Source organism: Blautia sp. HCP3S3_C12, from assembly GCF_052064155.1.
Taxonomy (GTDB): Bacteria; Bacillota; Clostridia; order Lachnospirales; family Lachnospiraceae; genus Blautia_A.
The window spans coordinates 82591-104340 of the sequence record NZ_JBQHWC010000013.1; the positions used below are offsets into that span (position 1 = coordinate 82591).

The 21750-nt window shown below is 43.2% G+C and carries 27 protein-coding genes; 1 reads left to right on the top strand and 26 read right to left on the bottom strand.

Annotated features, from left to right (window positions below; genetic code table 11):
* Nucleotides 1–49: 49 nt before the first annotated feature.
* The 26 genes from ACTNDS_RS11145 to ACTNDS_RS11270 form a co-directional block, all read right to left on the bottom strand.
* Complete coding sequence (locus tag ACTNDS_RS11145; protein WP_441035752.1) at nt 50–244, bottom strand: excisionase; 195 nt, start codon at nt 242–244, stop codon at nt 50–52.
* Between the two features lie 56 nt (nt 245–300).
* Nucleotides 301–2193 carry an AAA family ATPase gene (locus ACTNDS_RS11150; RefSeq protein ID WP_441035754.1) on the bottom strand — a complete coding sequence of 631 codons (1893 nt, stop codon included), beginning with the start codon at nt 2191–2193 and terminating at the stop codon, nt 301–303.
* Nucleotides 2194–2208: 15 nt separating this feature from the next.
* Nucleotides 2209–3705, bottom strand: a complete 1497-nt coding sequence (mobQ, locus tag ACTNDS_RS11155) for a MobQ family relaxase (RefSeq protein WP_441035756.1) — start codon at nt 3703–3705, stop codon at nt 2209–2211.
* Nucleotides 3706–3711: 6 nt separating this feature from the next.
* Nucleotides 3712–4008, bottom strand: a complete 297-nt coding sequence (locus ACTNDS_RS11160) for a DUF3847 domain-containing protein (RefSeq protein WP_441035758.1) — start codon at nt 4006–4008, stop codon at nt 3712–3714.
* Nucleotides 4009–4459: 451 nt separating this feature from the next.
* Entirely contained in the window at nt 4460–4798 is a 339-nt protein-coding gene (locus ACTNDS_RS11165; RefSeq protein WP_441035760.1) for a helix-turn-helix domain-containing protein, read from the bottom strand.
* 729 nt (nt 4799–5527) lie between these two features.
* A complete protein-coding gene (locus ACTNDS_RS11170) occupies nt 5528–5833 on the bottom strand; it encodes a hypothetical protein (protein WP_441035762.1) in 306 nt (101 codons plus the stop codon).
* A gap of 81 nt (nt 5834–5914) precedes the next feature.
* Nucleotides 5915–7288 (bottom strand): site-specific integrase, encoded by a 1374-nt coding sequence (locus ACTNDS_RS11175; protein ID WP_287935032.1) that lies wholly within the window; start codon nt 7286–7288, stop codon nt 5915–5917.
* A 4-nt stretch (nt 7289–7292) separates the two neighbouring features.
* Complete coding sequence (locus tag ACTNDS_RS11180; protein ID WP_287935031.1) at nt 7293–7919, bottom strand: helix-turn-helix domain-containing protein; 627 nt, start codon at nt 7917–7919, stop codon at nt 7293–7295.
* A gap of 117 nt (nt 7920–8036) precedes the next feature.
* Nucleotides 8037–8273: a helix-turn-helix domain-containing protein gene (locus ACTNDS_RS11185; protein ID WP_287935030.1), complete on the bottom strand. Its 237-nt coding sequence runs from the start codon at nt 8271–8273 to the stop codon at nt 8037–8039.
* A gap of 6 nt (nt 8274–8279) precedes the next feature.
* Nucleotides 8280–8687, bottom strand: coding sequence for a type II toxin-antitoxin system PemK/MazF family toxin (locus ACTNDS_RS11190; protein ID WP_287935029.1), 408 nt, complete (start codon nt 8685–8687; stop codon nt 8280–8282).
* Nucleotides 8688–9215: 528 nt separating this feature from the next.
* Nucleotides 9216–9503: a helix-turn-helix domain-containing protein gene (locus ACTNDS_RS11195; RefSeq protein WP_173904716.1), complete on the bottom strand. Its 288-nt coding sequence runs from the start codon at nt 9501–9503 to the stop codon at nt 9216–9218.
* A 324-nt stretch (nt 9504–9827) separates the two neighbouring features.
* On the bottom strand, nt 9828–11204 hold the full coding sequence (locus ACTNDS_RS11200) for a BTAD domain-containing putative transcriptional regulator (protein WP_164811726.1): 1377 nt from the start codon (nt 11202–11204) through the stop codon (nt 9828–9830).
* A 274-nt stretch (nt 11205–11478) separates the two neighbouring features.
* Nucleotides 11479–11844 carry a helix-turn-helix domain-containing protein gene (locus ACTNDS_RS11205; protein WP_118751781.1) on the bottom strand — a complete coding sequence of 122 codons (366 nt, stop codon included), beginning with the start codon at nt 11842–11844 and terminating at the stop codon, nt 11479–11481.
* A gap of 210 nt (nt 11845–12054) precedes the next feature.
* A complete protein-coding gene (locus ACTNDS_RS11210; RefSeq protein WP_164811725.1) occupies nt 12055–12504 on the bottom strand; it encodes a YolD-like family protein in 450 nt (149 codons plus the stop codon).
* 55 nt (nt 12505–12559) lie between these two features.
* A complete protein-coding gene (locus ACTNDS_RS11215) occupies nt 12560–13168 on the bottom strand; it encodes a DUF1349 domain-containing protein (protein ID WP_164811724.1) in 609 nt (202 codons plus the stop codon).
* Between the two features lie 34 nt (nt 13169–13202).
* Nucleotides 13203–13748 carry an AAA family ATPase gene (locus ACTNDS_RS11220; RefSeq protein ID WP_164811723.1) on the bottom strand — a complete coding sequence of 182 codons (546 nt, stop codon included), beginning with the start codon at nt 13746–13748 and terminating at the stop codon, nt 13203–13205.
* A 53-nt stretch (nt 13749–13801) separates the two neighbouring features.
* Nucleotides 13802–14239, bottom strand: coding sequence for an SMI1/KNR4 family protein (locus ACTNDS_RS11225; protein ID WP_164811722.1), 438 nt, complete (start codon nt 14237–14239; stop codon nt 13802–13804).
* Between the two features lie 28 nt (nt 14240–14267).
* Nucleotides 14268–14429 carry a hypothetical protein gene (locus ACTNDS_RS11230; RefSeq protein ID WP_320855157.1) on the bottom strand — a complete coding sequence of 54 codons (162 nt, stop codon included), beginning with the start codon at nt 14427–14429 and terminating at the stop codon, nt 14268–14270.
* A gap of 9 nt (nt 14430–14438) precedes the next feature.
* Nucleotides 14439–14960 (bottom strand): hypothetical protein, encoded by a 522-nt coding sequence (locus tag ACTNDS_RS11235; protein ID WP_331674170.1) that lies wholly within the window; start codon nt 14958–14960, stop codon nt 14439–14441.
* A 65-nt stretch (nt 14961–15025) separates the two neighbouring features.
* Complete coding sequence (locus ACTNDS_RS11240) at nt 15026–15235, bottom strand: helix-turn-helix domain-containing protein (protein ID WP_164811748.1); 210 nt, start codon at nt 15233–15235, stop codon at nt 15026–15028.
* Between the two features lie 393 nt (nt 15236–15628).
* On the bottom strand, nt 15629–17302 hold the full coding sequence (locus ACTNDS_RS11245) for a recombinase family protein (protein ID WP_002604471.1): 1674 nt from the start codon (nt 17300–17302) through the stop codon (nt 15629–15631).
* 77 nt (nt 17303–17379) lie between these two features.
* Nucleotides 17380–17553, bottom strand: a complete 174-nt coding sequence (locus tag ACTNDS_RS11250) for a transposon-encoded TnpW family protein (RefSeq protein WP_002604472.1) — start codon at nt 17551–17553, stop codon at nt 17380–17382.
* A gap of 458 nt (nt 17554–18011) precedes the next feature.
* Nucleotides 18012–18254: a helix-turn-helix domain-containing protein gene (locus ACTNDS_RS11255; protein ID WP_002604473.1), complete on the bottom strand. Its 243-nt coding sequence runs from the start codon at nt 18252–18254 to the stop codon at nt 18012–18014.
* A complete protein-coding gene (locus ACTNDS_RS11260) occupies nt 18238–18675 on the bottom strand; it encodes a sigma-70 family RNA polymerase sigma factor (RefSeq protein ID WP_002604474.1) in 438 nt (145 codons plus the stop codon). Before ACTNDS_RS11260 ends, ACTNDS_RS11255 begins: the two co-directional genes overlap by 17 nt.
* Before the next feature lie 469 nt (nt 18676–19144).
* The gene (rlmN, locus tag ACTNDS_RS11265) at nt 19145–20131 is read right to left on the bottom strand and encodes a 23S rRNA (adenine(2503)-C(2))-methyltransferase RlmN (protein WP_006774449.1); all 987 of its coding nucleotides are present in this window, start codon (nt 20129–20131) and stop codon (nt 19145–19147) included.
* A gap of 16 nt (nt 20132–20147) precedes the next feature.
* Nucleotides 20148–20315 (bottom strand): cysteine-rich KTR domain-containing protein, encoded by a 168-nt coding sequence (locus ACTNDS_RS11270; protein WP_412588271.1) that lies wholly within the window; start codon nt 20313–20315, stop codon nt 20148–20150.
* A gap of 67 nt (nt 20316–20382) precedes the next feature.
* Here ACTNDS_RS11270 and ACTNDS_RS11275 point away from each other — a divergent pair, with 67 nt between their 5' ends.
* Nucleotides 20383–21630 carry an ISL3 family transposase gene (locus tag ACTNDS_RS11275; protein WP_287935020.1) on the top strand — a complete coding sequence of 416 codons (1248 nt, stop codon included), beginning with the start codon at nt 20383–20385 and terminating at the stop codon, nt 21628–21630.
* Nucleotides 21631–21750: the final 120 nt, after the last annotated feature.

Sequence of the window (21750 nt, forward strand, 5' to 3'; positions counted from 1 at the left end):
TCACATCAAGGCTCTCTTTTCTATGGGAATCTTCACATGTTAATGGCAATTAAATGGAGTAGCACTGCTCCGTGAATTTATCCAGCTGTTTTCTTTTAATCAGTCGCTTTGTTCCAACCCACAGCACAAAGTCGCATCTGTCATTGTTTGTGATTTCCCTTAATTTATTGATACCAATACCGGAATAAGCAGCAGCTTCTTCCAATGTGAGATTAGTCTTTTCCCAAATAGGAACTTCTTTCATATTCTAAAACCTCCTGTATTTAAACGATGAACTGGCAAAGTGGCAAACATTTTTATCTATAGGCTGTTTGCCGCTTCATTTTGCCTTTTCAGCCATATCCACCAGTCTTTGCCTCGTCTTTCGCTTTCCAGCTTTTCTTTCATAGAATTTCTTACCATGCGTACCGTTCTTTCGGATATTCCTCGTTCAATGGCTTCTTTATTGATTTCTGCTACTGAAGCTTCTCTACCGTCAGAGAGAAACTCATATATCAGTTTCATGGCCTGTTCCTGTTTCAGCTCTGTTCTCGTTCCTTCGCCACCGGCAAGCAAATCTTCTGCAGAAATGTCATAAGCACCAATCCAGCGGAAACCTTTCTGGTCGCCCAGAGAAAAGGCCAACGCCTGTCCCGGCGGAGTAAGGGAACTCTTTTCATGAACAATCACTCGAGTGGTTGGGTCATCTTTAACCTTGCCAACAAATAAAATGCTTCGTACAACCGCAGCAATATCAATGGAACCAAGTCCACGGTAGGTGCTTTGTGTGCCGGATGCTTTATTCAAGTGACCAATCATTACGATGGCACAGCCAGTAGATTGGGCAATATCAGCCAATTTACGGAAGACTGGTCTTACTTCATTGGCTCTGTTCATATCTACATTTGCCCCAAGAAATGCCTGCAGAGGGTCGATTACCATGAGCCTTGCATTGTTCTCTCTGATGGCCTTTTCAATACGGTCATCTGCCAAAGTCAACGGATTGTCTGAATCATCAATCACCAGCACTCGCTGCAAATCTGCTCCCGATGAAACCAATCTTGGTTTCACTGTATCGCCCAACCCATCCTCTGCCGTCTGAAAAATCATATTGAATGGTTCAAAAGGTTCCATGTCCGGCAGAAACTTTTGATTGGTGCAAGCCGCCGCAAGCTGCATGGCAAAGAATGTTTTGCCCTCGCCTGGATTGCCCTGCACTATTGTCAGCTTTCCAAACGGAATATACGGATACCAGAGCCAATCCACCTCTGTCTGCTCCACATCGTTCATGCAAATCATAGGAACGGATTTTGGAATCTCCTTCGGTTTTCTGACGCCTATCGTCACATAATCATCAGTTGGTAAGCCGTTTCGTTCGTTGATTAAATCTTCATTCCAGTCTTTTGCCTGTGGCAGAAATCGGTATACCGATATCTCCTGTGGAATCAGTTCTGCCAATTTCTCTGCGGCATTGTTACCGGCTTCGTCATTGTCTGTGGCAATATAAATGCTTTCAATATTCTTGCGTTCAGAAAAAAAACGCTCCAAGGCTTTAGACGATACACCACCGAGAGAAAGATAACTACGTTCTCTCCACCCAGCCGGATATAATGCAATGTGGGACAGCATATCAATCGATGCTTCAAACACATACAGCTCCGTTCCTTTTCCTCTGTAACAAAATCCGTAGGATTTATCAGAACCTGCTACATCCATGCGGAACTTGTCCGATGTTCCCCTGCAATGTGCGTATCTTGGAATACCATTGGTATCTTTTCCAATGAACACAACATTGTGATGTTTGGCATCTTCATAAATCAGCCCACTTGCGATAAATTCTTCAACTAACTCTTTCGGTAGTTTTCTTTCTTCTGTCAGATACTTGATAATTCTATCGTTGGATTCACAGCGAGGTGGAAGTCTGAACTCTGTCTTTTGTTTAGGCTCTGCTACAATTTCTACCTCATTCACTCCAATCAGCATCTGCATTGCCTCCGGAAAAGTTTTGTTGTAAAACTCCATTACAAAATCTATTGGATAGCCGCCTTTGCTTTGACTGTGGCGGAACCACTTGTTGCCTTTTACAGTAAGGCTGTCGTGGTTCTTCCATCGGTATTCTCTCCCGCTTTGAATAAGTTCTTCGCCCTGTGAACATAGAAACTTCTCCAGGTTCACCTGATTTGCTCTGTCAATTTGCTCTTGTGTATAACTCATTGTTCCACCTCCTGATTACAATGTGGTTTCTTTTGTTTTATCGGTGCGCAGCATTTCGGGATGAGTTTCTCTCATCACTTTATCTACATCACCCTTAATCTGATATAACAATGTCAGATCCTTTTGCATAAGTTTGTAATTTTGATATTCATTTTCTCGCTGTGCCGACAGTTCAGAAAATTCTTTCTGCCATGCGACCAGAGGAAAAGGCTCTTTTTCAAAACCTTTCTCTTTCAGTTTTCGTTTTGCCATGTAAAACCTGCGAAGCTCACCTTCGTGTTCGGCCTTGTACTTTTCCTTAGCTTTGGTAAAACGATATTTTTCTTTTTTTAGTTCATCAACAACCGGCTTCAATTCAGAAAAAGTTTTGGCATCTTCCATTAGCTGCTGGAGTTCTTTCAGTCTTGTCTGTTTCTGATTCATGGAAGATTTGCTGGCTTCCACTTTTTCGTCTACAAAGGAAAGATACTTTTCAAAATCGCTGAGAGTAAGTACACCTCGCTGTTTCAAATAATTGCATTCATCCATAAAACGCTTCAGGTTGTTTTTCTTCGCTTTGTTTTTCCCTCTGGTATAGGTCATTGCAGTCTGATTACGCATGGTGTGAGCCTCACTTAGCAACTGCGCCAGATAAATTTCCTGTGGTTCTTTCAGAATTTCTTTTGCTTCCTGAATCCATTCTTTCAGCGCCGCAATGGTGGCTCGCATACTGCGAATCATACGATTGGTGGCTTTAATCCAGCGGTTCAGTTCTCCCTTTTCGGTACGGATGCCTTTCTTCTCCATTTTGCGAATATGCGGGCCTTCGTGAACTGTTGGAATCAAATCCAGTCCCTGATCTACATAAGAGCGATGGTCAATACGGCAATCCAGACCTTTTTCTTTAAATTTATCATTGACCATATCTGCCCAGGCTTGTCTCCACATATCCAACGTTTCCGGTCTGCCCCAATTTGTGGTCGGAACTGCATCGAACTTCCACCCGCCATTTTCCTTTTTGATACGATTGCCGTTTTCATCCAGATGATATTCTCGGCGTTGCTTGGCTCCCCACGTTCCGTCTGCGTTCAGAGGACGAATAGGAACCAAAACATGAAAGTGTGGATTTGGAATACCACCTTCATCTCTGTCCGGCTTGTGAATTGCAAGGTCAGCAATCATACCATTAGAGACAAAGTATTTCTGAACAAATTCTCTTGCCAGCTCGATGTTTTCTTCCAAGGAAAATTCATTTTGCAAAGCCATGTCAAAGCTGTAAGCAAGCTGTGCATTGTAATTCTTTTCTACCTGTTCCACCTCATTCCATAATGTAGACCTGTCAGATAAGCTTTTTGGTGCGTGTTCCGGCAGAATAATCTCTGTCAGAATGACACCGACTTTCTTGGTGTAATCGTGAGTTTCACCATCCCAGAGATTGTGTAGTTTTTCCCCTGCACGATATGCAGCACTGGCAACAGCAGTTCGTCCTTCGCTGCGCTTGATTTGTGTTACATGGAAATGATATAAAGCCATCAGTTATCACCCCCCTACTTCATGCCTCTGCATAGCCTCTGCCACCAGTTCCTGCACTGCTGGTAAAGCAAAGACCTGTTCCATCAATGAGTAGAACTCTACTCTCGTTAGGGAATCTGCTTCTTTTGAAATACTTTGGATAGTACCACCCATATTGCAAAGATGGTGAGTGCGCTGTCGGTCAGCTTTCTTCTCAAGAAGCTTCTTACGATTTTCCAAAAGCTGAATTTTGTGTTGATACTGCTGAACCTTTAATTCAGCTTCTTCTTTTTGCTTTAAAATGGATTCTCTTTTACTTTCCATTTTTCTTATCCTCCTGTGAGTATTCATCCTTGCCATAAGCAAGGTATGTAAAATGAGATAGGCATCAGCCGCAAGAGTTACCTCTTGACCGGAATGCAATTCCGCAATATGTGAATGTGTTCAGTCACAGGAGCATCGACCTTCGGAGAACGCACATACCGTAATGAAATAACCGGTATAGAAGTGCGCCCTTAGTTCCTAAGGGAAATTTGACTTGTTTCAGCTTTTGAGAAAATTGTATCTTGTTCCCAGCTCGTTTTTTATTGCCTTGCATTGATATTTACTATCAATGTCATTGAAAGTTTTGTAGAAGCTGTTCACTACACTTTAAATTTTAATCTGAGAAACAAAAAAATCTATGGACTGGTGGGCCCTGCAAACATGCCCTATGAGTCCATAGACTTATAAAAAAACACCGAAGTATTTTGCTACTCCGGCGTTTTAAAATCTACTATTCTAATTCACTTTTCATTTTCAGAAGTTCTTCTCTTTTTATTAAGAGCTTTTCTATTGTACTGTCGATTTGCGTGATTGCTTCATCTATTTTCTCATTTAAAGAGCCTCCCATATCCTCTGGATGAATACCTAAAACAAGATAATTGGTAGATACTCCGAAAAAGTCTGAAAGTTCAAGCAGAAAATCAATTGACGGTCTGCGCAGTCCAGATTCAATCTTGGCGATTGTATTTTGACTTACATTTAATTTTTCAGCAAGTTGTTCCTGCGTAAGTCCTCGTTCTTTTCGAAACTGCTGTATACGCTTTCCGCATTCTTTTAAATCGTGTCTCATATATAATCTCCCGCTAAATCGATTTCTTCTTTAAACGCATTAAAGCTTTATGAATATTTTTTCGTTTTAACTTTTTAAAGTTAAAATGTAATTTTTTAAGTTAAATTGCTTATGTGTACCCTGTTGAAATATTATGTTCTAAAGCACGCACAAATTCGGTCGTAAATTTTTACGATTGCTTAAATTTCAATCGTAAAAATGGGCGCACTTATCCTTACAACACTCCCAAGGTCGTCTATTCGTCACACTATATCCATTCCCTATTTTTGTGCAAGTGTACATTTTTAGGGAATAGCCAATATAAATCGAACTGACAACATCCACTTAGGAGTAGACCCGATTAGTCATCGGGAAGTGACACCTGATGCTAAAAAATGCTTGGAAATACTGGGTTTTTCACCATTTCCAATCCCATCTGATACTATGCTGTGATAGCTAATTCAGAGGGATTTCACGTCGTCCGATTGGCTCGATTTTAGCAAGCCGTTCGATTTTTGGCGGACGTTGCAAGTACAATCTAATGTCACTATGTATCTGCTCGTTATGCGGAATGACAGGAAATACAGTTCATTCCCTTGTGGAGCCGCTGGTGTCACACGACACCAATTTAAGTCTGTTTAATATATCATTTCAAACCGAATTTTTCAACCAGAATTATCAGAAATTCCATAGAATTTTTCGGAACGAATGATTGTATGTAACCTGTACCTGCCGAAGCAGGTACAGTATTTATCGAAGCATAGTTTCTCGATCTTCAGCTCCCAGCATATATGCGCCCTTCGCAAATTCATCTCTTGCCAGAAGTTCTGTTACATATACCCTGTCGAACAACAACCAAAGTTCTTTTTCTTTTGGTGTAAGTTTGCGGTTTCCGCTAAATAAATGTGATAACCCCAATCCCTCAAGCAGAGCCTGATTTGCAGCTTTGTAATCATCGGCTCTATCGGAATAATCCTCATTCCTCTGGCTTGATAATTCCTCAATATCATCAGCTCGCATTTTATCATAATACTCGTCCATAAATGCTCTATCCATTTTTCACCCCCAAAAACAAAAATAAGGGCAGACCCCTTTACAAGCTATGAAAGCTATGTAAAAGGATCTGCCATTTTAATTCTATAAGGTCTTTGCCAGCGACTTCAAGAGTGCTGCCATTTCGGGGTTTTGCAGGAGCTTCAGGAGCAACTCTTTGTCATCGGTGGAGCTTTCCTGTGCAGCTGTCTGTACGGGTTCCGGTGTAGCCTGTCTGCCAGAGTAAAATGCAGCTTCCAGTCTTTCGGCGTTTAATCTGCGGTCATCGTCGATGATGTGAGAGTAAACATCCGCTACCATCTTGACCTGTGCGTGACCAGAGTCACCCTGAACGGATTTCATATCACCGCCGTTCAGCTTCAGCTTATAGGTGATACTGGAGTGTCGGAGACTGTGAAAAACCACCTTCGGCAGGCCGTTCTCCTCGATCAGCTTATTGAATGCACGATTGATAACCTGCCCCTCAATCGGCTTTCCGTTGGAAGAACAGAACACCAGATTGAAGTCAATGAACTCGTCACCGAAAAGGTCTTTCAGTTCTTCGATTTCTGCCTTGCGCTGAACCAGCATTTCTGCCACAGTTCTCGGCAGAAAGACCTTGCGGACACTGGTTTTCGTTTTCGGGGTCTTGAGAACTAACGCCGTGTGAGTGCTTGCAAAGGTTGGCGGGAACTTGAACATGATGTCCTTACCGTTCAGATCAGCCATCGCTTCACGGTTCACTCTCTGCAACTCCTTTTCTACGAAGATGCTCGCCTGACCAAGTTCTATGCTTGCAGGAGAGATGTCTACGCAGTCCCATGTAAGCCCCAGAAGTTCGCCCATTCGCAGAGAACAGGAGAAAGCAAGGTTGATTGCCAGTCTCAGAATATCGTCATCACAGGCTTCCAGAGCCTTCAGGAGAACCTCTGCTGTCCAGATGTCTCTGGTCTTGTGTTCTTCTTTCGGCAGAGTAGCGTGTTCCACGGGGTTTCTGGTCATCAATTCCCATTTAACTGCCTGATTGAACGCATTACGCAAAACTTTGTGAATCTCTCTGACCGTATGCGGCGTCAGATATTCGTTGCGGGGCTTTACATTCTTCACCACCACGGACTTCACAGAAAGCAGGTCTCTGTAATACTTATCCATGATCCTGGGGGAAATATCCTCCAATTTCATATCACCGATGAGTGGACGAATATAGTTCGCAATCAGGCTCTTTCTGCTTTCGTAGGTAGACATTGCCCAGGTATTCACACCATAGATGGACATATATTCTTCCAGAAGATCGTTTACGGTCTTAGCAGATGGAGGAATAAAGGTTCCTGCTTCCTGCTCGTATTCGACCTGCAGCTTTCTTTTCTTTGCTTCGGCATTGGTGTCAAAGGTTTCCCACTTTTGACGCTTGTTGCCGTTCTCATCGGTGTATGTATAAACTACGGAATACTTCTTTTTTCTCTTAACGATGGATGCCATACGATCATCTCCTTTCTTCTCCATCCTCCGCTACCAGTCTGTAGCGGTTCTGATTCTGATACCATTTTTCAAAACTCTCCTTGGTGGCTCGGTTGTATCTGCCGACCTTGATAAGCTCGAAATTGCCACTTGCGACAATATAGTAGATTGTCTGGCGATGCACCCCAAGCATCCTTGCGATTTCCGGAAGACCATAGGTCGATGCCATGATGTCAGCGTCCAATTCCTGATCTTCCACAGTGCGGTAATCACTCTGGGAAGCGTACCATTTTTCAAAGCTCTCTTTAGTAACTCTGCGTTTACCCAGGGCTTCTACAATCTCGAAATGCCCTTTGGCAACCAGTTCGTAGGCAGTAGCTTCTTTCAATCCAAGACGCTGACCAAGCTCCTCTACTGAATATGTAGTTTTCTTTAGTGCCTCGCCGGGAGGAGTACCATCAACCTTCTGATATTTGAACTGGTTGGCATACCATTCTTCAAAGCTGTCGATCATCACTCTCATGGTGCCGCCGACGGTGATTGTTTTGAAGTAATTCTTCTTGATGAGCCAGTATGACTCTGTTTTTCCGAGACCAAGTAACCTACCCATTTCAGGTACAGACATACTCGTGCGTTTTCTCGCATTTTCCATCTCATAACCTCCTATGTAAAAATGTAGCCATGTGTTTGCTTGTCATGGCTACATTTTATCGAACTCTTGATTTATTTTGAAGTTTGTCGCCGGGTAGCACGACATCCTTGACAAATATCAGATTTGCTGATCCAGCCACTCGTCGAAACTCTTTTTTGAGATTCGGATGCTGCCGCCGATGCGCACACTATGAAAGGCTTTCTTCTTCACGAGGTTATATGCACTTGTTCTGCTGATACCCAGGATGTCCTGAATCTCATCAACGGTATATGTTCTCTTATCGAACTGGCCTGCGGAGGCTACAATGGATTCTTCGGTACGCTGATTCATAGCAGCGATTCTTTCTTCAAACATCTATGTTCACTCCTTTTCTTTCTTCGGTATATGTTTTGTGGAACGCTTTTTCAGCTGTTCCATTGCCAAGCTGATGGATAAGGCTTTCTCAATCGCTACCATTTCACGGGACGTAACCTTACCTAAGTAATTATCAATTCTGCGCTTATCAATGGTACGAATCTGTTCCAGCTGCACCACAGATGCTTCTCTGAACGCAGGATTGTCTTTAATTAAAAGATGGGTCGGCATATTCTCCTTCTTGCGGATTTTTGTTGTAACAGTTGCCACGATCAGCGTAGGAGAGTGCTTATTACCGGTATCGTTCTGGATCACAATCACCGGTCTGACACCACCTTGTTCAGACCCAACTACCGGGTCCAGATCAGCGCAATAAATATCGCCACGGCGATATACCCAATTTTCTTTCATCATGTGCCATGACCTCCTTTCGTTGGGTATGTAACAAACGACTGCCCGAAATGAATCAGGCAGTCATTCCAAAGTCTATGTGTCCCATATTTGCCACGCACCCCTGGGAAAGAGAACAGTCGTCCTCAGGGAATCATCAAACGGCTGATTGCGAATCAGCTCCATAGGAGTCTAACCTCTGCCGGGTTCTCCGCCAGCTCCGTAGAGAAGTATCATTAACCCTGACTGTTTTCATTGCCGTATTGGTAGCAACCCAATATTTACGAGCCGGTATTGATCGCTGGCACCGGATGAGAGACAACTGCGTCTATATAAGAAAAAGTCGTTTTGTTTCTCTTTCCGATACGTCACGGCGTACCGCTGATGTGGCTGATGCTCTCGCACCGACAGCAGGAACGTATTTGATGATTGTCTATTCAGTTTTCAAGGAACAATCAGCCGTTTTTCTTTGGCTGTGTCTAAATTGTACTGGTTTTGGTTGCAGTTTTTTATGACCTCTCACGGTGGATACCCACCGCCATACGGCGGATTTTATAATTTCATCTTCAAAGCAACCAACTGATTTATAACGGAATCCAATTCCTTTGCAGCTTCATAATTGCGAATCTCGCAGCCAATAAGTATGTAGTCAGTTGAAATACCAAAGAAGATACCAATTTCAATCAGCAGATCAATGGAGAATCCCTGAATACCTCTTTCGATTTTTCCAAGGGTACTTGTACTGATGTTTAATTTCTCTGCAAGCTGTTCCTGTGTCAGCCCTTTTTCTTTTCTAAGTGCGGCAATTCTTTTTCCGCTTTCTTTCTGGTCGTAATACATATCGTTTCCTCCGGTTTCTTGAAATTTTGAAAATGAAAATTCCAAGAAGCCGGGAGGAGAATGGTTGCGGGGAATATCCCCTGAAACAAAAGAAGCGCACCCAATCTCACAATTTCTTGCAAGAACAGGTGCGCCATTGCGCTGATTCTGATTCAAAAAAAATACCCCCGCCAGTTACATTTTCTAAGGCAATTTTGCTCTTGCCCTGAAAACATAACTGGCGAGGGTGTTATGACCGGTGTTGCGCCGGTTCGTATCGGTGTTTTGACGGTGTTATGATGGTGTTATGAAAAAAATCGAGTGTTATGATGGTTTTTATTGGTGTTATGCCGGTGTTATGCCATAACACGCACAAAAACCGCTGGCTTTCAGTCTCTCCGAAAGTTCAATACATTCTTCTGCCAGGAGATTTCTTTGCGCCATTCGCAGTTCTCCACGAGCCATTTCTGGATGGTCTAATTTGCACAACGCCAGAATCATCCAGTAGTACGCATCAATGCTATGCGGAGCAATATGAAGTGCCTTCGCCGCATAGTGCTGAACAGAAACGTAGTCGTGTATCTGGTCGAGCATTTTCAGCAGTTCACTCACAGCACCGAGATAACGGTACTCGAAAGCAACCGATGCAGACATAATCCAATGTTCATATCGTGCGGAGGTAAACAACGGCCCCTGATACAGATCAATGGCTTTTTTCAACACTTCAACTTTTTCCTTTGTATCGGTGGACTTCATTGCAACCGCCCACTTTGTTTCAAACAGCTGACAATCAGTAAATACATTGAGCTTTGGGTTGATCTGATACCCACTGGCTGTCGATTCAATCAGGCGGTAATCTGACAATAATTCAAAAGCCTGACGAAAACGATATACAAGACCTTTTATATTTTTAACGGATAACTCAACATCTTCTTCTGGCCATATTGCTGTGGCGATCTCTCGTGGTGAGGAAGCCGTCTTGCGCTTCAGGAGCAAATAGACCAGAAGTCTTGCGATCTTCGGGGACTTCAATTCGTGTTCAGTCAAAACCCCCTTGTTTGTCGTAATCTTTATTTCCCCGAACAGGTTGATATAAACATCAAGGTCGTTTGCGATTCTCGGTGAAATAATCGTCAGTTTTCTTGTTTCCAACAGGTAGTGTTCATTCAGCGACGAAATAACCGCATAATTCAGCATACGCAAAAAGCTGGCATGGGCTCTGTATCTTTTCGCATTGCGCAGAACAAGGAACCCAGTCGGACCTTTCCAAAAAGGAACAGCGATCACCGACTTTGCATCCAGTCTCTGGTACAGCACATATTCCTCTGGATATTCTTCTTTAATTTCCTCAATATCCGGAATAATAACCGGTTCATGATTCTCTAAACAATATATCCAGCGCTTGTATTTTTCTGAGTATTCAAACTCGTTGAACTTTGTTTGCCCCATTTCTCCAAATTCCGTATCATACCACCAAATAGGCGTAAATACACCCACCTCTGTATCAATATCAAGAATCCCGCACCAATCTGCATTGTAGAACTCCGTGGCAACACGCATAATGTGCAATGCTACTTTCTTCGGTTCCAAGCAGTTGGAGATTTCTTTCTGCATTTTATGTAAGGTACGCTCAATTTCAATCGCAAACTGAACATACTCCTTGGTATCTCCAATGTTATACAGGTCAAATTCGATGTTTTCATTCGTTCCGGATTGTGGCATAACAAGTACCTCCTTGCGCTATATATGAAAAAAGCCGCAAAGCACCACTGACCCATTAAGGATCATGACAGCTCTGCGGCTTGCTTAATCTGTTTTGGGGTTTTGGCTGTCATATCAGTTTGATACCGGCAGTCAAGACAACTTGCTACATGAAATGCAATCTGTATTCAGTTATTCCTGATATACTCAATGGGCATTCACAGGAGTTGACCTGTTTGCACAGGTTAGCTGGTGTGTCTTGCTCAGAAGCAGTAATTCCAAGATGCCTTTGTTATTAAGGTGCATAGGTGACTTTTCGATTCTTGCGAATCACAGTCTTTGTTGTATGTATAATCTCCAGCATCGCTTGCAGCTCTGCGGCATCACAGTCTGCCAGTTCCTCTGCAATTTTCTTGTCGTAGACAGGTTTCACCTGTTCCAGACTATCACACAACAATTCATCGACAGAAACAGACAATGTATTAGCAATCTTTACGATAGTCGGTAGAGCCACTTTGGTTTGTCCCGTTTCGATATGGCTCATATGAGAAGTAGTCAGTCCTGCACGAAAAGCAACTTCTGCCTGCTGCCAGCCCAATTTCAATCGAGCTGCTCTGATACGCTGCCCAATCTTGATATAATCCACTTCATTTACGTCCATCGCTCCGATCACCTCCCATCCGAATCTGTGGTTTTTATTCTATGGGCTAATTGCCTAAATGTCGATTTTGTATAAGGCGATAATGCCCATACAGACAAATTCCGGCAGAATAAATTTAATTGTATGGTCACTGATTGTCTCAAAAAAAGAAGTCCACTCACCGATATATCAGACCGGTTTTGTGGACTTCCTTATTAACTGCTTCTCTTCCTATATCATATTTCCATCTAACTGATTGAATAAGTCTCCTTCGATACCAATTATTTCGTCGATTGAGATGTGTGTGCCACTCCGCATAATGACGGTACGTTCATAATAGTCAATTTTTTTGATGATTCCTGTTTCCGTACAATATGCGCCGCCAGACTTTCTTTCATCCGGGACAAAATATGTAATTGAGATTACCGGAGTATCCGACAGCCTTTCCTGCACGATCTGAAGCCGGTCATTAAGAGCCGATTTCTCATACTCATCCAACTCAATTCGATTCTCGGTAAGTCTGGCGGTCTCCTTTACAGCAGCATCGTATCCAGTCAGAGCCGCAAACGGTGAGAATTGAGCCGCACGATCAATCATCGTCATACGTGGCCTTGTGGGCGAAGTATGGTGCGGCAGATTTATTATGTCATCGTATTTGTGTCTGTTGTTTGAATTGCTCATACCGCACCTCCTTATGCTTGGCAACTTCTTTTTTGATCTCAAAAAACTGGAATTTCTATTTTTCATCAGGAGCCTGTCCATCATGTGTCAACCACTTACATTCTGTTAATTCCATATTTGTAAATGTAGCCTTAAATGATGAATTTTCTGGGCTACAAGCATAAATTCCAAACCGTATTTCATCATTAGCTTTATACACATGGCAAATTCTCATCTGCTTGTACTTAATTCCATCTTCAGAACACTCAATACAATAATCATCCTCTCGTCTACTAAATCTATACCACATAGACTTGATTCCTGCATCTATTTCGGTTGTTGCCCAATCTGAATATCCATTATTAGTCACTACACTTCCTAAATGCTGAAATTCTTCGTTCTCATACTCAATTGAACCCTTAAGCCAGTTCTCACTATCAAGGTACATTACAATACCACACTGGTCAAAACGCACCTTGCTCTCAAATTCAGTTTTAACTACGAAGGAAAAGAATTTCTCAGAAGTTTTCATCTGAAGCACAGGAGCATTATCGTTCCTGAAATGATAATAAGTACGCTGCCACAAATCAGTATGCGGATTAGTAATTATCTCAATCTTATCCTCTGATATTGAATACTGTTTAGGTTCTCTTGTCCATTTCCATTGTTCTTTATTTATCTTCATTTTCATTTCCTTTCAATGTAAAAACTGGAATTGTCTAAAATAGTAAGGCCGTACCGCTTACTATTTTTTCTTTTACTGCTGAAACAGTATCTTTGATCGAATGCGTAGTTGTATCTATAACATTTAATTCATAGATTCCTAAATTGGAAAATTGATTCCACATTGTTTCAACTAATTCAATATTTGTTTCTCTGTCTAACTTTGATCGTTCGATAGCTCGCTTCATAGTTTCTTCTTTACTTGCCCTTAAAACGATATAGTGTACTTCATAATGCTCTTGAACAATGTTGAGCCACGGCTCTAAAAACCACGGTCCTACAATGCCATCTACAATTACGTCATATCCACCACGAGCATATCGCTTCGCAGCTTCTAAAAACGCTTCAATGACAATCAAATTTTGCTCATTTGATTCTGGCAAATGCGGTGGTATTGCCCCTTTACTCAAATAATGATAAAAGTCATCTGTGTGCATATGCACAGACTTTTCCAAATCTGATTCTTTTGCAACAACAGATGCCGTTGTAGTTTTTCCTGTCCCCGGCGCACCTGTGATTACAATAATTCTACCTTGATTCATCTATATTTTACCTCCACAAATTCCGATTTGTTTAACTGTTACGAATTTATCTATTATACTTCGTTGTTATAATACTTGGTTATCAATTCAGCAATGTCTTTTGCAACCTCACGAATTTCAAACAGTTCGTGTTCCCAAATGTAGATTGCCGATGCGTCTGTTTCTCCGTTCGCAAGAACACGATAGCAGTAATAATCACCACAACCATTTGTTGCAAAGAAAACAAACCGATTTACCTTTTCTTCATATTCTTCTGCTTCAAGAAATTCGGGAAAAATCTCTCTGTTGTTCTTTGTGTTACTGATGATTTCTTCTGCTGAAAGCAGAAAATTACGGTCTCCATTTGTTTCTCGCAACAAGGCTTTCAATTCTTCTGGAAATGAAAAACCTACAAATTTTTCTGCCTTTGTAATATCCTTTTCGGAGCAAGGAGCTTGTAACTTCGCCCAACTATGTCCTTCTATCAATTTTTCAATCAATTCTCTATACACGATAACACCTCAACTAATTGGAATTGGCTTACTTCTTTTTGTAAAGCCAAAAGAAAATACCACTAACTAACAGAGGGAAAACAAACGCACCAATGTTGACAGGCTTGATACCCCCAACAAAAGACACTAATCCAATTATGGATACTACCAATGCAATGATTGCAATGGTTTTATAGGTTTTCTTATTCATAGTTTTCTCTCATTTCACACTCGCAATGTATGCTGTAGCAAATGGGGTTCCGGTTTTCTGAACCATGTTATAGGCATTATTACCACGCTCACAACCCAAATCTACCGTAGTGAAGCCAATGATAGGCATATAGTTTTTATCGTCCAGATTGATAAAGCCCATCATGTTTTCGTTAGTTACATTCGACTTGAAAGTAACTTTCTGACGAATCCATTCCGCACATTCTTTTGCAATAGCTTTCTGCGTCAGTTCATTTCTAAGTTTAACTTCAAACTCTGTTCCATATAAACTGCGCTCTCTATTGAGACGAGGGATGTAAAACTCTCGTCTTTCCTTTTTCGTCTTTTCTGTTGTAAAGGTGGGCGACGTGAAAATAAATCTCAGCTCATCTATGCCCTGAAGTTCTTTCTTTAATTCTTGAAAAGCGTAAATTGAGAAACAAGCCGCTGCGATAGAAAGTTTACTTCCTTGCTTGATCTCAGCAGCCAAATCATCTCGAAGTGTTTTTGTTGTATTGTTAATTAGCTCCATTCCCAATTCTCCCTATGTTCTCTCAGTATGCAGTATATCAAGAGCGCTGTCCCATAAAACGGACATCATTTTTCGTCTGGAACCATTTCCATAATATCGTCAAATGTACAACCGAGGACGGTGCAAATTTTCACAAGTGTGTCCGTAGTCACATTATCTCCACGATTCATTTTGTTGATTGTATAATTGCTGAGATTTGCTTTCTCAGCCAAATCCTTTTTCTTCATATCTCGATCAATCAACAATTTCCAAAGTCTTTTATAGCTGACAGCCATCACTTCACCAATCCTTTCATACAAACTTCCCGTCTGCGAGGTAACTCTATCTAAATTATATCATTTTCTTCGACAAATTCAATGCAGAAGTGAGTTATAACTACATTTTTATTTTCTACTTCAAAGTTATTTTTGTATTTTTTGAATGCAACGGCATATTTGGCCTAAATTGAGCAGGAGAAAGAGTTTTTTGAAGTCTCACAAATTGGCAAGCAGTGTAAACCTGTACAGGTTCACTTATTTTCTCGATTTTCCCTCCGGTGCAATCTTCGCAAATTTGCTTGTTGGAGAAGCATCCCCAATCCCCTTTGAACGGTATCTGCGATACCGGCTACTCGTTCATTCTGAACGCTTTCTGGAGAAAGAAAAAACCTGGACTACCATTTGCTGGGGTTAGATAGCGATACTTTTTACATCTACCATGTTGCGGCGGTCATGGTTGACAACTTGCGTCGGCTCCTGCTCGGTATCAACCTGTCCGACAAAGCTATAATGGATTTCGATTTTCCGGGTGTTGGTTTCCCGGTCTAATTCATGTATCAAAATACGGTCGATAAACTCATGGACGTTTTCATAGGTCAATTCCTGTATGTCGCTGTATTTCCCGACAATCTGAATAAACCTTGATATATCCCTTTTTCGCTCGGTAACGGTTGCGATCTGCTGTTGTAACTCGTCTATCCTTGCGGCAAGGGATTTCTTTTCGTCCTCATAGCCGGAAGTTAGAAACACAAACCGTTCATCTGTCAGTCTGCCTAATGCGTTGTCCTCATACAGCTTGCGGAAAAGCGTGTCAAGTTCGGTCATACGCGCCTGTGCTTTGAAAAGTTCCTTTTGCTGCTGCGCTAATGCCTTTCTCGCTTCCATGTCGCCGTACTCGGTAGCTTTACAGATAAAGTCCTGTTCGTGTTCCTTAACATACCGCAAAACCCGCCGCATATCTTCCAGCACTAAATCAAGAAGTACGTTTTTGCGGATATAATGAGAGGTACACTCGCTGCCTGTCCTTGCCCTGTTGCGCCATGCGCCGCAAGAATAGGAAAACTTGCGCGGCTCGATATTTACGCCCTGTTGGTAATACATCTTATGTCTGCAACCAGCGCAAAACAGCAAGCCGGAAAAAATATCAATCTCCGCTGCTTTTGTCGGGCGGTGGCGGGTAGCAATCCGCTTTTGCGCAAGTTCAAAGGTTTCCTCGTCAACAAGCGGCTCATGGGTGTTTGGGAAGAAATAGCGTTGTTCTTCTTCGTTCTTCCGGGTCTTTTTCGACTTGTAGGATACCTTGTGAGTTTTCGCGGTTATGGTATGCCCTAAATATTCCTGCCTTGCTAATATGTCATAGAGCGTTTTGTCCGGCCAAGTATAGGGGGCGATCATTGCCCGCTGATACCGCGCCTGTCCTGTACGCTGATAGCGCAACGCTCCAATCGTCAAGACTTTGTTTTCCGCAAGCCATTTTTGGATTTCGCACATACGCACGCCGCTAACAAACATAGCGAAAACCTGTTTGACAATCGGCGCGGTTTCCGGGTCGGGTATAAGGTGGTGGCGGTTGTTCGGGTCTGGGATATAGCCGTATGGATATTCCCCGTTGACGCGCTCGCCTTTTTGCGCCTGTGCCTGTTTAACTGCGCGGATTTTCTTGCTTGTGTCGCGGGCGTAAAACTCGTTAAACCAGTTCCGCAAGGGGGTAAACTCGTTATCCTCCCGCGCTGTGTCAACTCCGTCGTTGATCGCGATATAGCGTACTCCGTTTTCGGGAAATACAATCTCTATGAGTTCGCCCGTTTTCAGATAGTTTCTGCCAAGACGGGAAAGGTCTTTGGTAATGACCGTCGCCACTCGTCCGGCTTCCACTTCCTGCAACATCGCTTGCAGCCCCTCGCGCTCAAAACTCACGCCGGAAAATCCGTCGTCCACAAAAAACTTTGTGTTCAAAAAATGGTGTTCGTCCGCATAGCGTTGAAGTATCATTTTTTGGTGCTGTATGCTTCCGCTTTCTCCGGCTTGCATATCCTCTTGACTTAAACGGCAGTAAAGGGCGGTGATTTTATTCGACTGTAACATTAGTCCTCCTTTCCGACAGCCGAATAAACAGGTATAATGTGTTGCTATCATTATACCATATCCCGCCGCCTAATGCACTACTCGGACGCTAAAAATCCCGGATTTCCGGGCTTTTTCTGCAAATCCTTTACAATGAGTTTCTCAATCTTTTTATGGATTGTATCGGTTGCCTTTTCACTCGGCAACGCTTGAACAAGATAGGTGATTTTCCCTATTTTGCGTTCGGTTGTAATTGTCTGTTTTTTATCCATTAGAAAAACCTCCTTTTCCTGTATGGATAAACTATATTCGTCAAAAGGCAAAAACGGGCGGTTGTTAGCTGCAACCTCACGGGAGTTTCACCCCGGCCCATGCTTATGGGTGCGCCGCGCAATACTTTGAGGGTGTTCAACGCGGGAGTATCATTGTGCCGCCTTGTATGTCGTCGCCCACAAGCTGCTAAACCTGTTTTACGGCGCGGTAGTTCTCGCTCGGCTTTTCCCCTATGGGGAAAAGCTGTCATGGCGTACCCGCCGACTGGCTCGGTACAGACGGAATGTACCCGTTTGCCTGTTATGCTGCGCACCAAAGGCCGCTTTCTTTGTCAAAGAACAATAGGCTTTGTCGGCCTGCAAAAGCACATCAACAGCGGATATGCTTTTGCGGAACGACAAATAGCCCATAACGGGAAGCGTGGAAAGGGGACACGCTCCCCGCATGGGCTAAAAGATTATCCTACATGAAAAGCAAGGGTGCGGGTAATAAGGCGCACTTGCAGCCTGTTACGCATTTCCTCGTCCACATAGGAATAGGTATTGCCCGCGTCGTCTTTCAGCGTGCGGGTACAAAGTTTCGCTATGTAACCCTCGTAGTGCTTCAAGATCGCGCACATGGCGGTTGTGTCGCCGTTTGCCGCTGCGGAAATGACAGGGAACGGCAACAGATTTTCAGACTTCCTAACGGTATTCATCATCTGCTTTTCCCTCCAAATACTGTTTGATTTTCGCAAGCGCGGATTTCCTGTGCCGGAAAACCGTCGTGCGTACAACATTCAGCAGTTCGCCAATTTCCGCGTCGCTCATATCCAAGAAGTAGGACAAAAGGATAATGTCGCGTTTCCTTTCGGGCAAAGCGTTAAGGGCTTCGGCAAGCAGTTCATTTTTGACGAGTACATCAAAGCCGGACACTTGAAAACGGAAATAATCGCTTTCGTATTCGTCCGTTGTGAAAAGCTGCGCGAGTTCGCTTTCGCTCAAATCCGAAAAAGTAACTTCGCGTGCTGCGCGTTTCGCAAGAGTGCGGCGGTGGCTTTTCGCTTCGCCGACCAAAGTTTTCTTTGCTAATGCGTCGTACTGATGTTGTATTCTTTCCTTGTCGGAAGAAGATAGCTCCATAGAGTTCACCTCCTTCCCGCGTGGAGTAGAGGACGGGAGTTAAGGGCTTGTCCTCTCTGCCCCTTTCGCTCCGTACCCGTTCGGGAGATGGCTCTTGAGTGCGCTTTTCAGAAAAAAGTTGAAAAAAGCAAAATGCGCCCGTCCGCAAGACGCGGACGGGCGCAAAGGAAATGTAAGCAGTAGCTAAATGTATTGACAGTTCACATTCATAGCCGGAATATCCCGCTTGCGGAGCATAGCTTTTTTTGACCGCAAAGCATTAGGCGGGTTACAGTAAATAAAAATGGACACGGCGATACCTCCCCGATACCGCCGTATCCTTAAAAAAGGGCGACTTTAATACACTACCCGCAATCCATTCTATAATAGGGAACAGCGGCTTTTGCGCAATATTAAATAAAAAAGCCGATAACACATAGGTTTTTTGACCTAATGCGTTATCGGCTCTGCGTCTATGCGTCTGGCACTTTTAATCATTTTTTTTGAATTTATTATATGTGTTAGCTAACTGTCCACAAGCCGCGTTAATCTCTCTGCCATGAGAAACTCTCATAGTAACTTCAAGTCCTGCTTGCTCTAATTGATGTTTGAATGCAACTATTTCCCGTTTCTGTGGTGCTTTAATTCTTGAATTGCTTGTTGGGTTGTATTGTAACACGTTAATCATAACTTTTTTGCCCCGAAACCATTTTGCAAGTTGTCTTACATCTGAGGGCCGGTCATTTATACCCGGTAAAAGCAAATACGCAAAGACAATTTTGCGATTATGCCTTTCAGAATAGGATAAGGCTTGCTTAACAACATCTTCAATAGCATATATGCGCATGTGAGGAATAATACGATTTCTTGCAGATTGTGTTGCTGCGTGTAAAGATATTGTCAACTGAATTTTAAGATGTTCCTCGCGCAATTTTTTTAATTGATCGACCGGACCAACTGTTGATATGGTAATGCCGTCGGTTGGAAAGTTGAGCCCATATCTATCTCGGAGAATATGGATTGCTTTTATCAAGTTGTCATAATTGAATAAAGGCTCTCCCATACCCATAAAAACGATACGGTTTACTTTTCGACGCAACAATATAATCTGTTGTACGATTTCTGACGATGTTAGATTACGAACAAAGCCATTTCGCCCGGACTCACAAAAAATACAACCAACAGGACAACCGACTTGTGTGCTCACGCAAACAGTTCCACCATCTCGCCGCTTGATAAAAACCGTTTCAATGTATTTGTTGTCTTTCAGTTCGTAAACATACTTTTCAGTATCACTGCTTTTGCAAATATTTTTTACCAACATTGATAGATTTTTTTTGCGTGGTAATTGCTTATATAATTCTTCATATAAGGCTTTTGCTTCATTCTCGCCAATAACTTCCGACATTTCTTTGTAAGTAAATCCGTATGGATCATTCCGTACTTCCGCAGGCGTATATTTAGGTAAACGTTTCATTTTTATATCCTTTCTTCTAAATAATAAAAGTTTGTTTTTCTGTATTTTTGATTACAATCTCTAATTTTTCTACATCAATGATATGCGTCAATTTGCATTTAGGGCAGAAAAGAGGAAAATCTTTTAATACAGTATTATGAAATACTTGAACTCTCGTCTTTCCGTTACAAATCGGACATTTTATCCAATATTTTGGCTCTACTCCAAAAGTAGTGGATAAGTACCTTTTGTGATATACTTGTCACGGGGTGATGAAACAGGTGGAAAAAAACTTCACAGCGATGATTGCAGGTTCTCTCAATCTAAGTGAACCGTGGTACGTGGAGGGAGCTGAGTTCCGTCCGGAAGAGCAAGAAGTGCATATCTACGTCAATGTCAGAAAGACTGCAGCCCTCGTCTGTCCATGCTGTGGCGGGCCTACTTTACGTAACGGCTATGAGCCAACAGAGCGTGTTTGGCGGCACGGAGACTGCATGTTCTATCCGACCTACGTCCATTGCAGGCGTCCACGGGTGAAGTGTCCAAGGTGCGGCACGAAGCAGGTGAACGCCCCATTTGAGCGGAAGAACAGCCGCTTCACTCTGTTGTTTGAGGGCTATGCCATGCTGATTCTTGCCGACATGCCAAGGGCTCGCGCAGCAGCAGTGCTTCGGTGCGATGAGAAATCTCTTGCCTCTATACTCAACTATTGGGTAGACGATGCGGTGAGTAATCGCTCACTGAGCGGCGTGAAGCGGCTCGCCATCGACGAGACCTCTCGCCTTCGGGGACATGACTATGTGACAGTCGTGATCGATGCCGACCAACGCTGTGTAATCGACGTAGAGGCAGGCAGAGATAAAGCCACGGTGTCCACCTTCGCTGAGAAACTGGAGATGCGTGGTGGCAATGCGGCGGCCATCTGTGCGGTAACAAGCGATATGTCGAAGTCTTACCTGCCAGCCATTGAGGAAAACTTCCCTAACGCCCTGAGCATCATCGACAAATTCCACGTCAAGAAGGTGCTGATGGACGCCCTTGACGATGTTCGCAAGGAGGAGCAGCGAACCGCTGCGTCCAAGAAAGAGCTCTTTCTTGGAAGGCGTCTATTCATGATCCCCAAAGCCAGGATGACCAGCGAACAGGCGGAAAAACTGGGATCTCTGTCCAAGCTGTATCCCAAGACTGGTAAGGCTTACAGCATTGTAGCAACCCTTGATGACTTCTATACCTGCCAAACGGTGGAGGAAGCTGAACAGGCTTTCGACCGCCTCTACTCATGGATGCGTCGTTGCCGTTTGAAGCCAATGAAAGAGGCCGCCAAGACACTCCGGAACCACAAGACGAAGATACTGGCTTACTTCTACCACCGCATAACGAATGCTGTCTGTGAGGGGATTAACTCCATGATACAGGCGGCAAAACGGAAGGCTCGTGGCTTTAATACATTCAGAGGATTTGCCTCGATGATATACCTTGTTGCTGGCAAGTTACAGCTGGCTGTGCCACGCCCCTTTTGACCCTTATCCACTAAAATTGGAGTTGAACCATTATTGCGTATTGTCAATCTCTCTCAAACCGGGTAGTAAAAATACGGCAAGCGCAACGATGATAATGCCAATTCCGCAAATGACAAACCA

Excerpts from the sequence above, each read along its gene's own strand:
- ACTNDS_RS11145 (WP_441035752.1), bottom strand. The coding sequence starts at position 244 with ATGAAAGAAGTTCCTATTTGGGAAAAGACTAATCTCACATTGGAAGAA.
- ACTNDS_RS11150 (WP_441035754.1), bottom strand. The coding sequence starts at position 2,193 with ATGAGTTATACACAAGAGCAAATTGACAGAGCAAATCAGGTGAACCTG.
- mobQ (WP_441035756.1), bottom strand. The coding sequence starts at position 3,705 with ATGGCTTTATATCATTTCCATGTAACACAAATCAAGCGCAGCGAAGGA.
- ACTNDS_RS11160 (WP_441035758.1), bottom strand. The coding sequence starts at position 4,008 with ATGGAAAGTAAAAGAGAATCCATTTTAAAGCAAAAAGAAGAAGCTGAA.
- ACTNDS_RS11165 (WP_441035760.1), bottom strand. The coding sequence starts at position 4,798 with ATGAGACACGATTTAAAAGAATGCGGAAAGCGTATACAGCAGTTTCGA.
- ACTNDS_RS11170 (WP_441035762.1), bottom strand. The coding sequence starts at position 5,833 with ATGGATAGAGCATTTATGGACGAGTATTATGATAAAATGCGAGCTGAT.
- ACTNDS_RS11175 (WP_287935032.1), bottom strand. The coding sequence starts at position 7,288 with ATGGCATCCATCGTTAAGAGAAAAAAGAAGTATTCCGTAGTTTATACA.
- ACTNDS_RS11180 (WP_287935031.1), bottom strand. The coding sequence starts at position 7,919 with ATGGAAAATGCGAGAAAACGCACGAGTATGTCTGTACCTGAAATGGGT.
- ACTNDS_RS11185 (WP_287935030.1), bottom strand. The coding sequence starts at position 8,273 with ATGTTTGAAGAAAGAATCGCTGCTATGAATCAGCGTACCGAAGAATCC.
- ACTNDS_RS11190 (WP_287935029.1), bottom strand. The coding sequence starts at position 8,687 with ATGATGAAAGAAAATTGGGTATATCGCCGTGGCGATATTTATTGCGCT.
- ACTNDS_RS11195 (WP_173904716.1), bottom strand. The coding sequence starts at position 9,503 with ATGTATTACGACCAGAAAGAAAGCGGAAAAAGAATTGCCGCACTTAGA.
- ACTNDS_RS11200 (WP_164811726.1), bottom strand. The coding sequence starts at position 11,204 with ATGCCACAATCCGGAACGAATGAAAACATCGAATTTGACCTGTATAAC.
- ACTNDS_RS11205 (WP_118751781.1), bottom strand. The coding sequence starts at position 11,844 with ATGGACGTAAATGAAGTGGATTATATCAAGATTGGGCAGCGTATCAGA.
- ACTNDS_RS11210 (WP_164811725.1), bottom strand. The coding sequence starts at position 12,504 with ATGAGCAATTCAAACAACAGACACAAATACGATGACATAATAAATCTG.
- ACTNDS_RS11215 (WP_164811724.1), bottom strand. The coding sequence starts at position 13,168 with ATGAAGATAAATAAAGAACAATGGAAATGGACAAGAGAACCTAAACAG.
- ACTNDS_RS11220 (WP_164811723.1), bottom strand. The coding sequence starts at position 13,748 with ATGAATCAAGGTAGAATTATTGTAATCACAGGTGCGCCGGGGACAGGA.
- ACTNDS_RS11230 (WP_320855157.1), bottom strand. The coding sequence starts at position 14,429 with ATGAATAAGAAAACCTATAAAACCATTGCAATCATTGCATTGGTAGTA.
- ACTNDS_RS11235 (WP_331674170.1), bottom strand. The coding sequence starts at position 14,960 with ATGGAGCTAATTAACAATACAACAAAAACACTTCGAGATGATTTGGCT.
- ACTNDS_RS11240 (WP_164811748.1), bottom strand. The coding sequence starts at position 15,235 with ATGGCTGTCAGCTATAAAAGACTTTGGAAATTGTTGATTGATCGAGAT.
- ACTNDS_RS11245 (WP_002604471.1), bottom strand. The coding sequence starts at position 17,302 with ATGTTACAGTCGAATAAAATCACCGCCCTTTACTGCCGTTTAAGTCAA.
- ACTNDS_RS11250 (WP_002604472.1), bottom strand. The coding sequence starts at position 17,553 with ATGGATAAAAAACAGACAATTACAACCGAACGCAAAATAGGGAAAATC.
- ACTNDS_RS11255 (WP_002604473.1), bottom strand. The coding sequence starts at position 18,254 with ATGATGAATACCGTTAGGAAGTCTGAAAATCTGTTGCCGTTCCCTGTC.
- ACTNDS_RS11260 (WP_002604474.1), bottom strand. The coding sequence starts at position 18,675 with ATGGAGCTATCTTCTTCCGACAAGGAAAGAATACAACATCAGTACGAC.
- rlmN (WP_006774449.1), bottom strand. The coding sequence starts at position 20,131 with ATGAAACGTTTACCTAAATATACGCCTGCGGAAGTACGGAATGATCCA.
- ACTNDS_RS11275 (WP_287935020.1), top strand. The coding sequence starts at position 20,383 with ATGAAACAGGTGGAAAAAAACTTCACAGCGATGATTGCAGGTTCTCTC.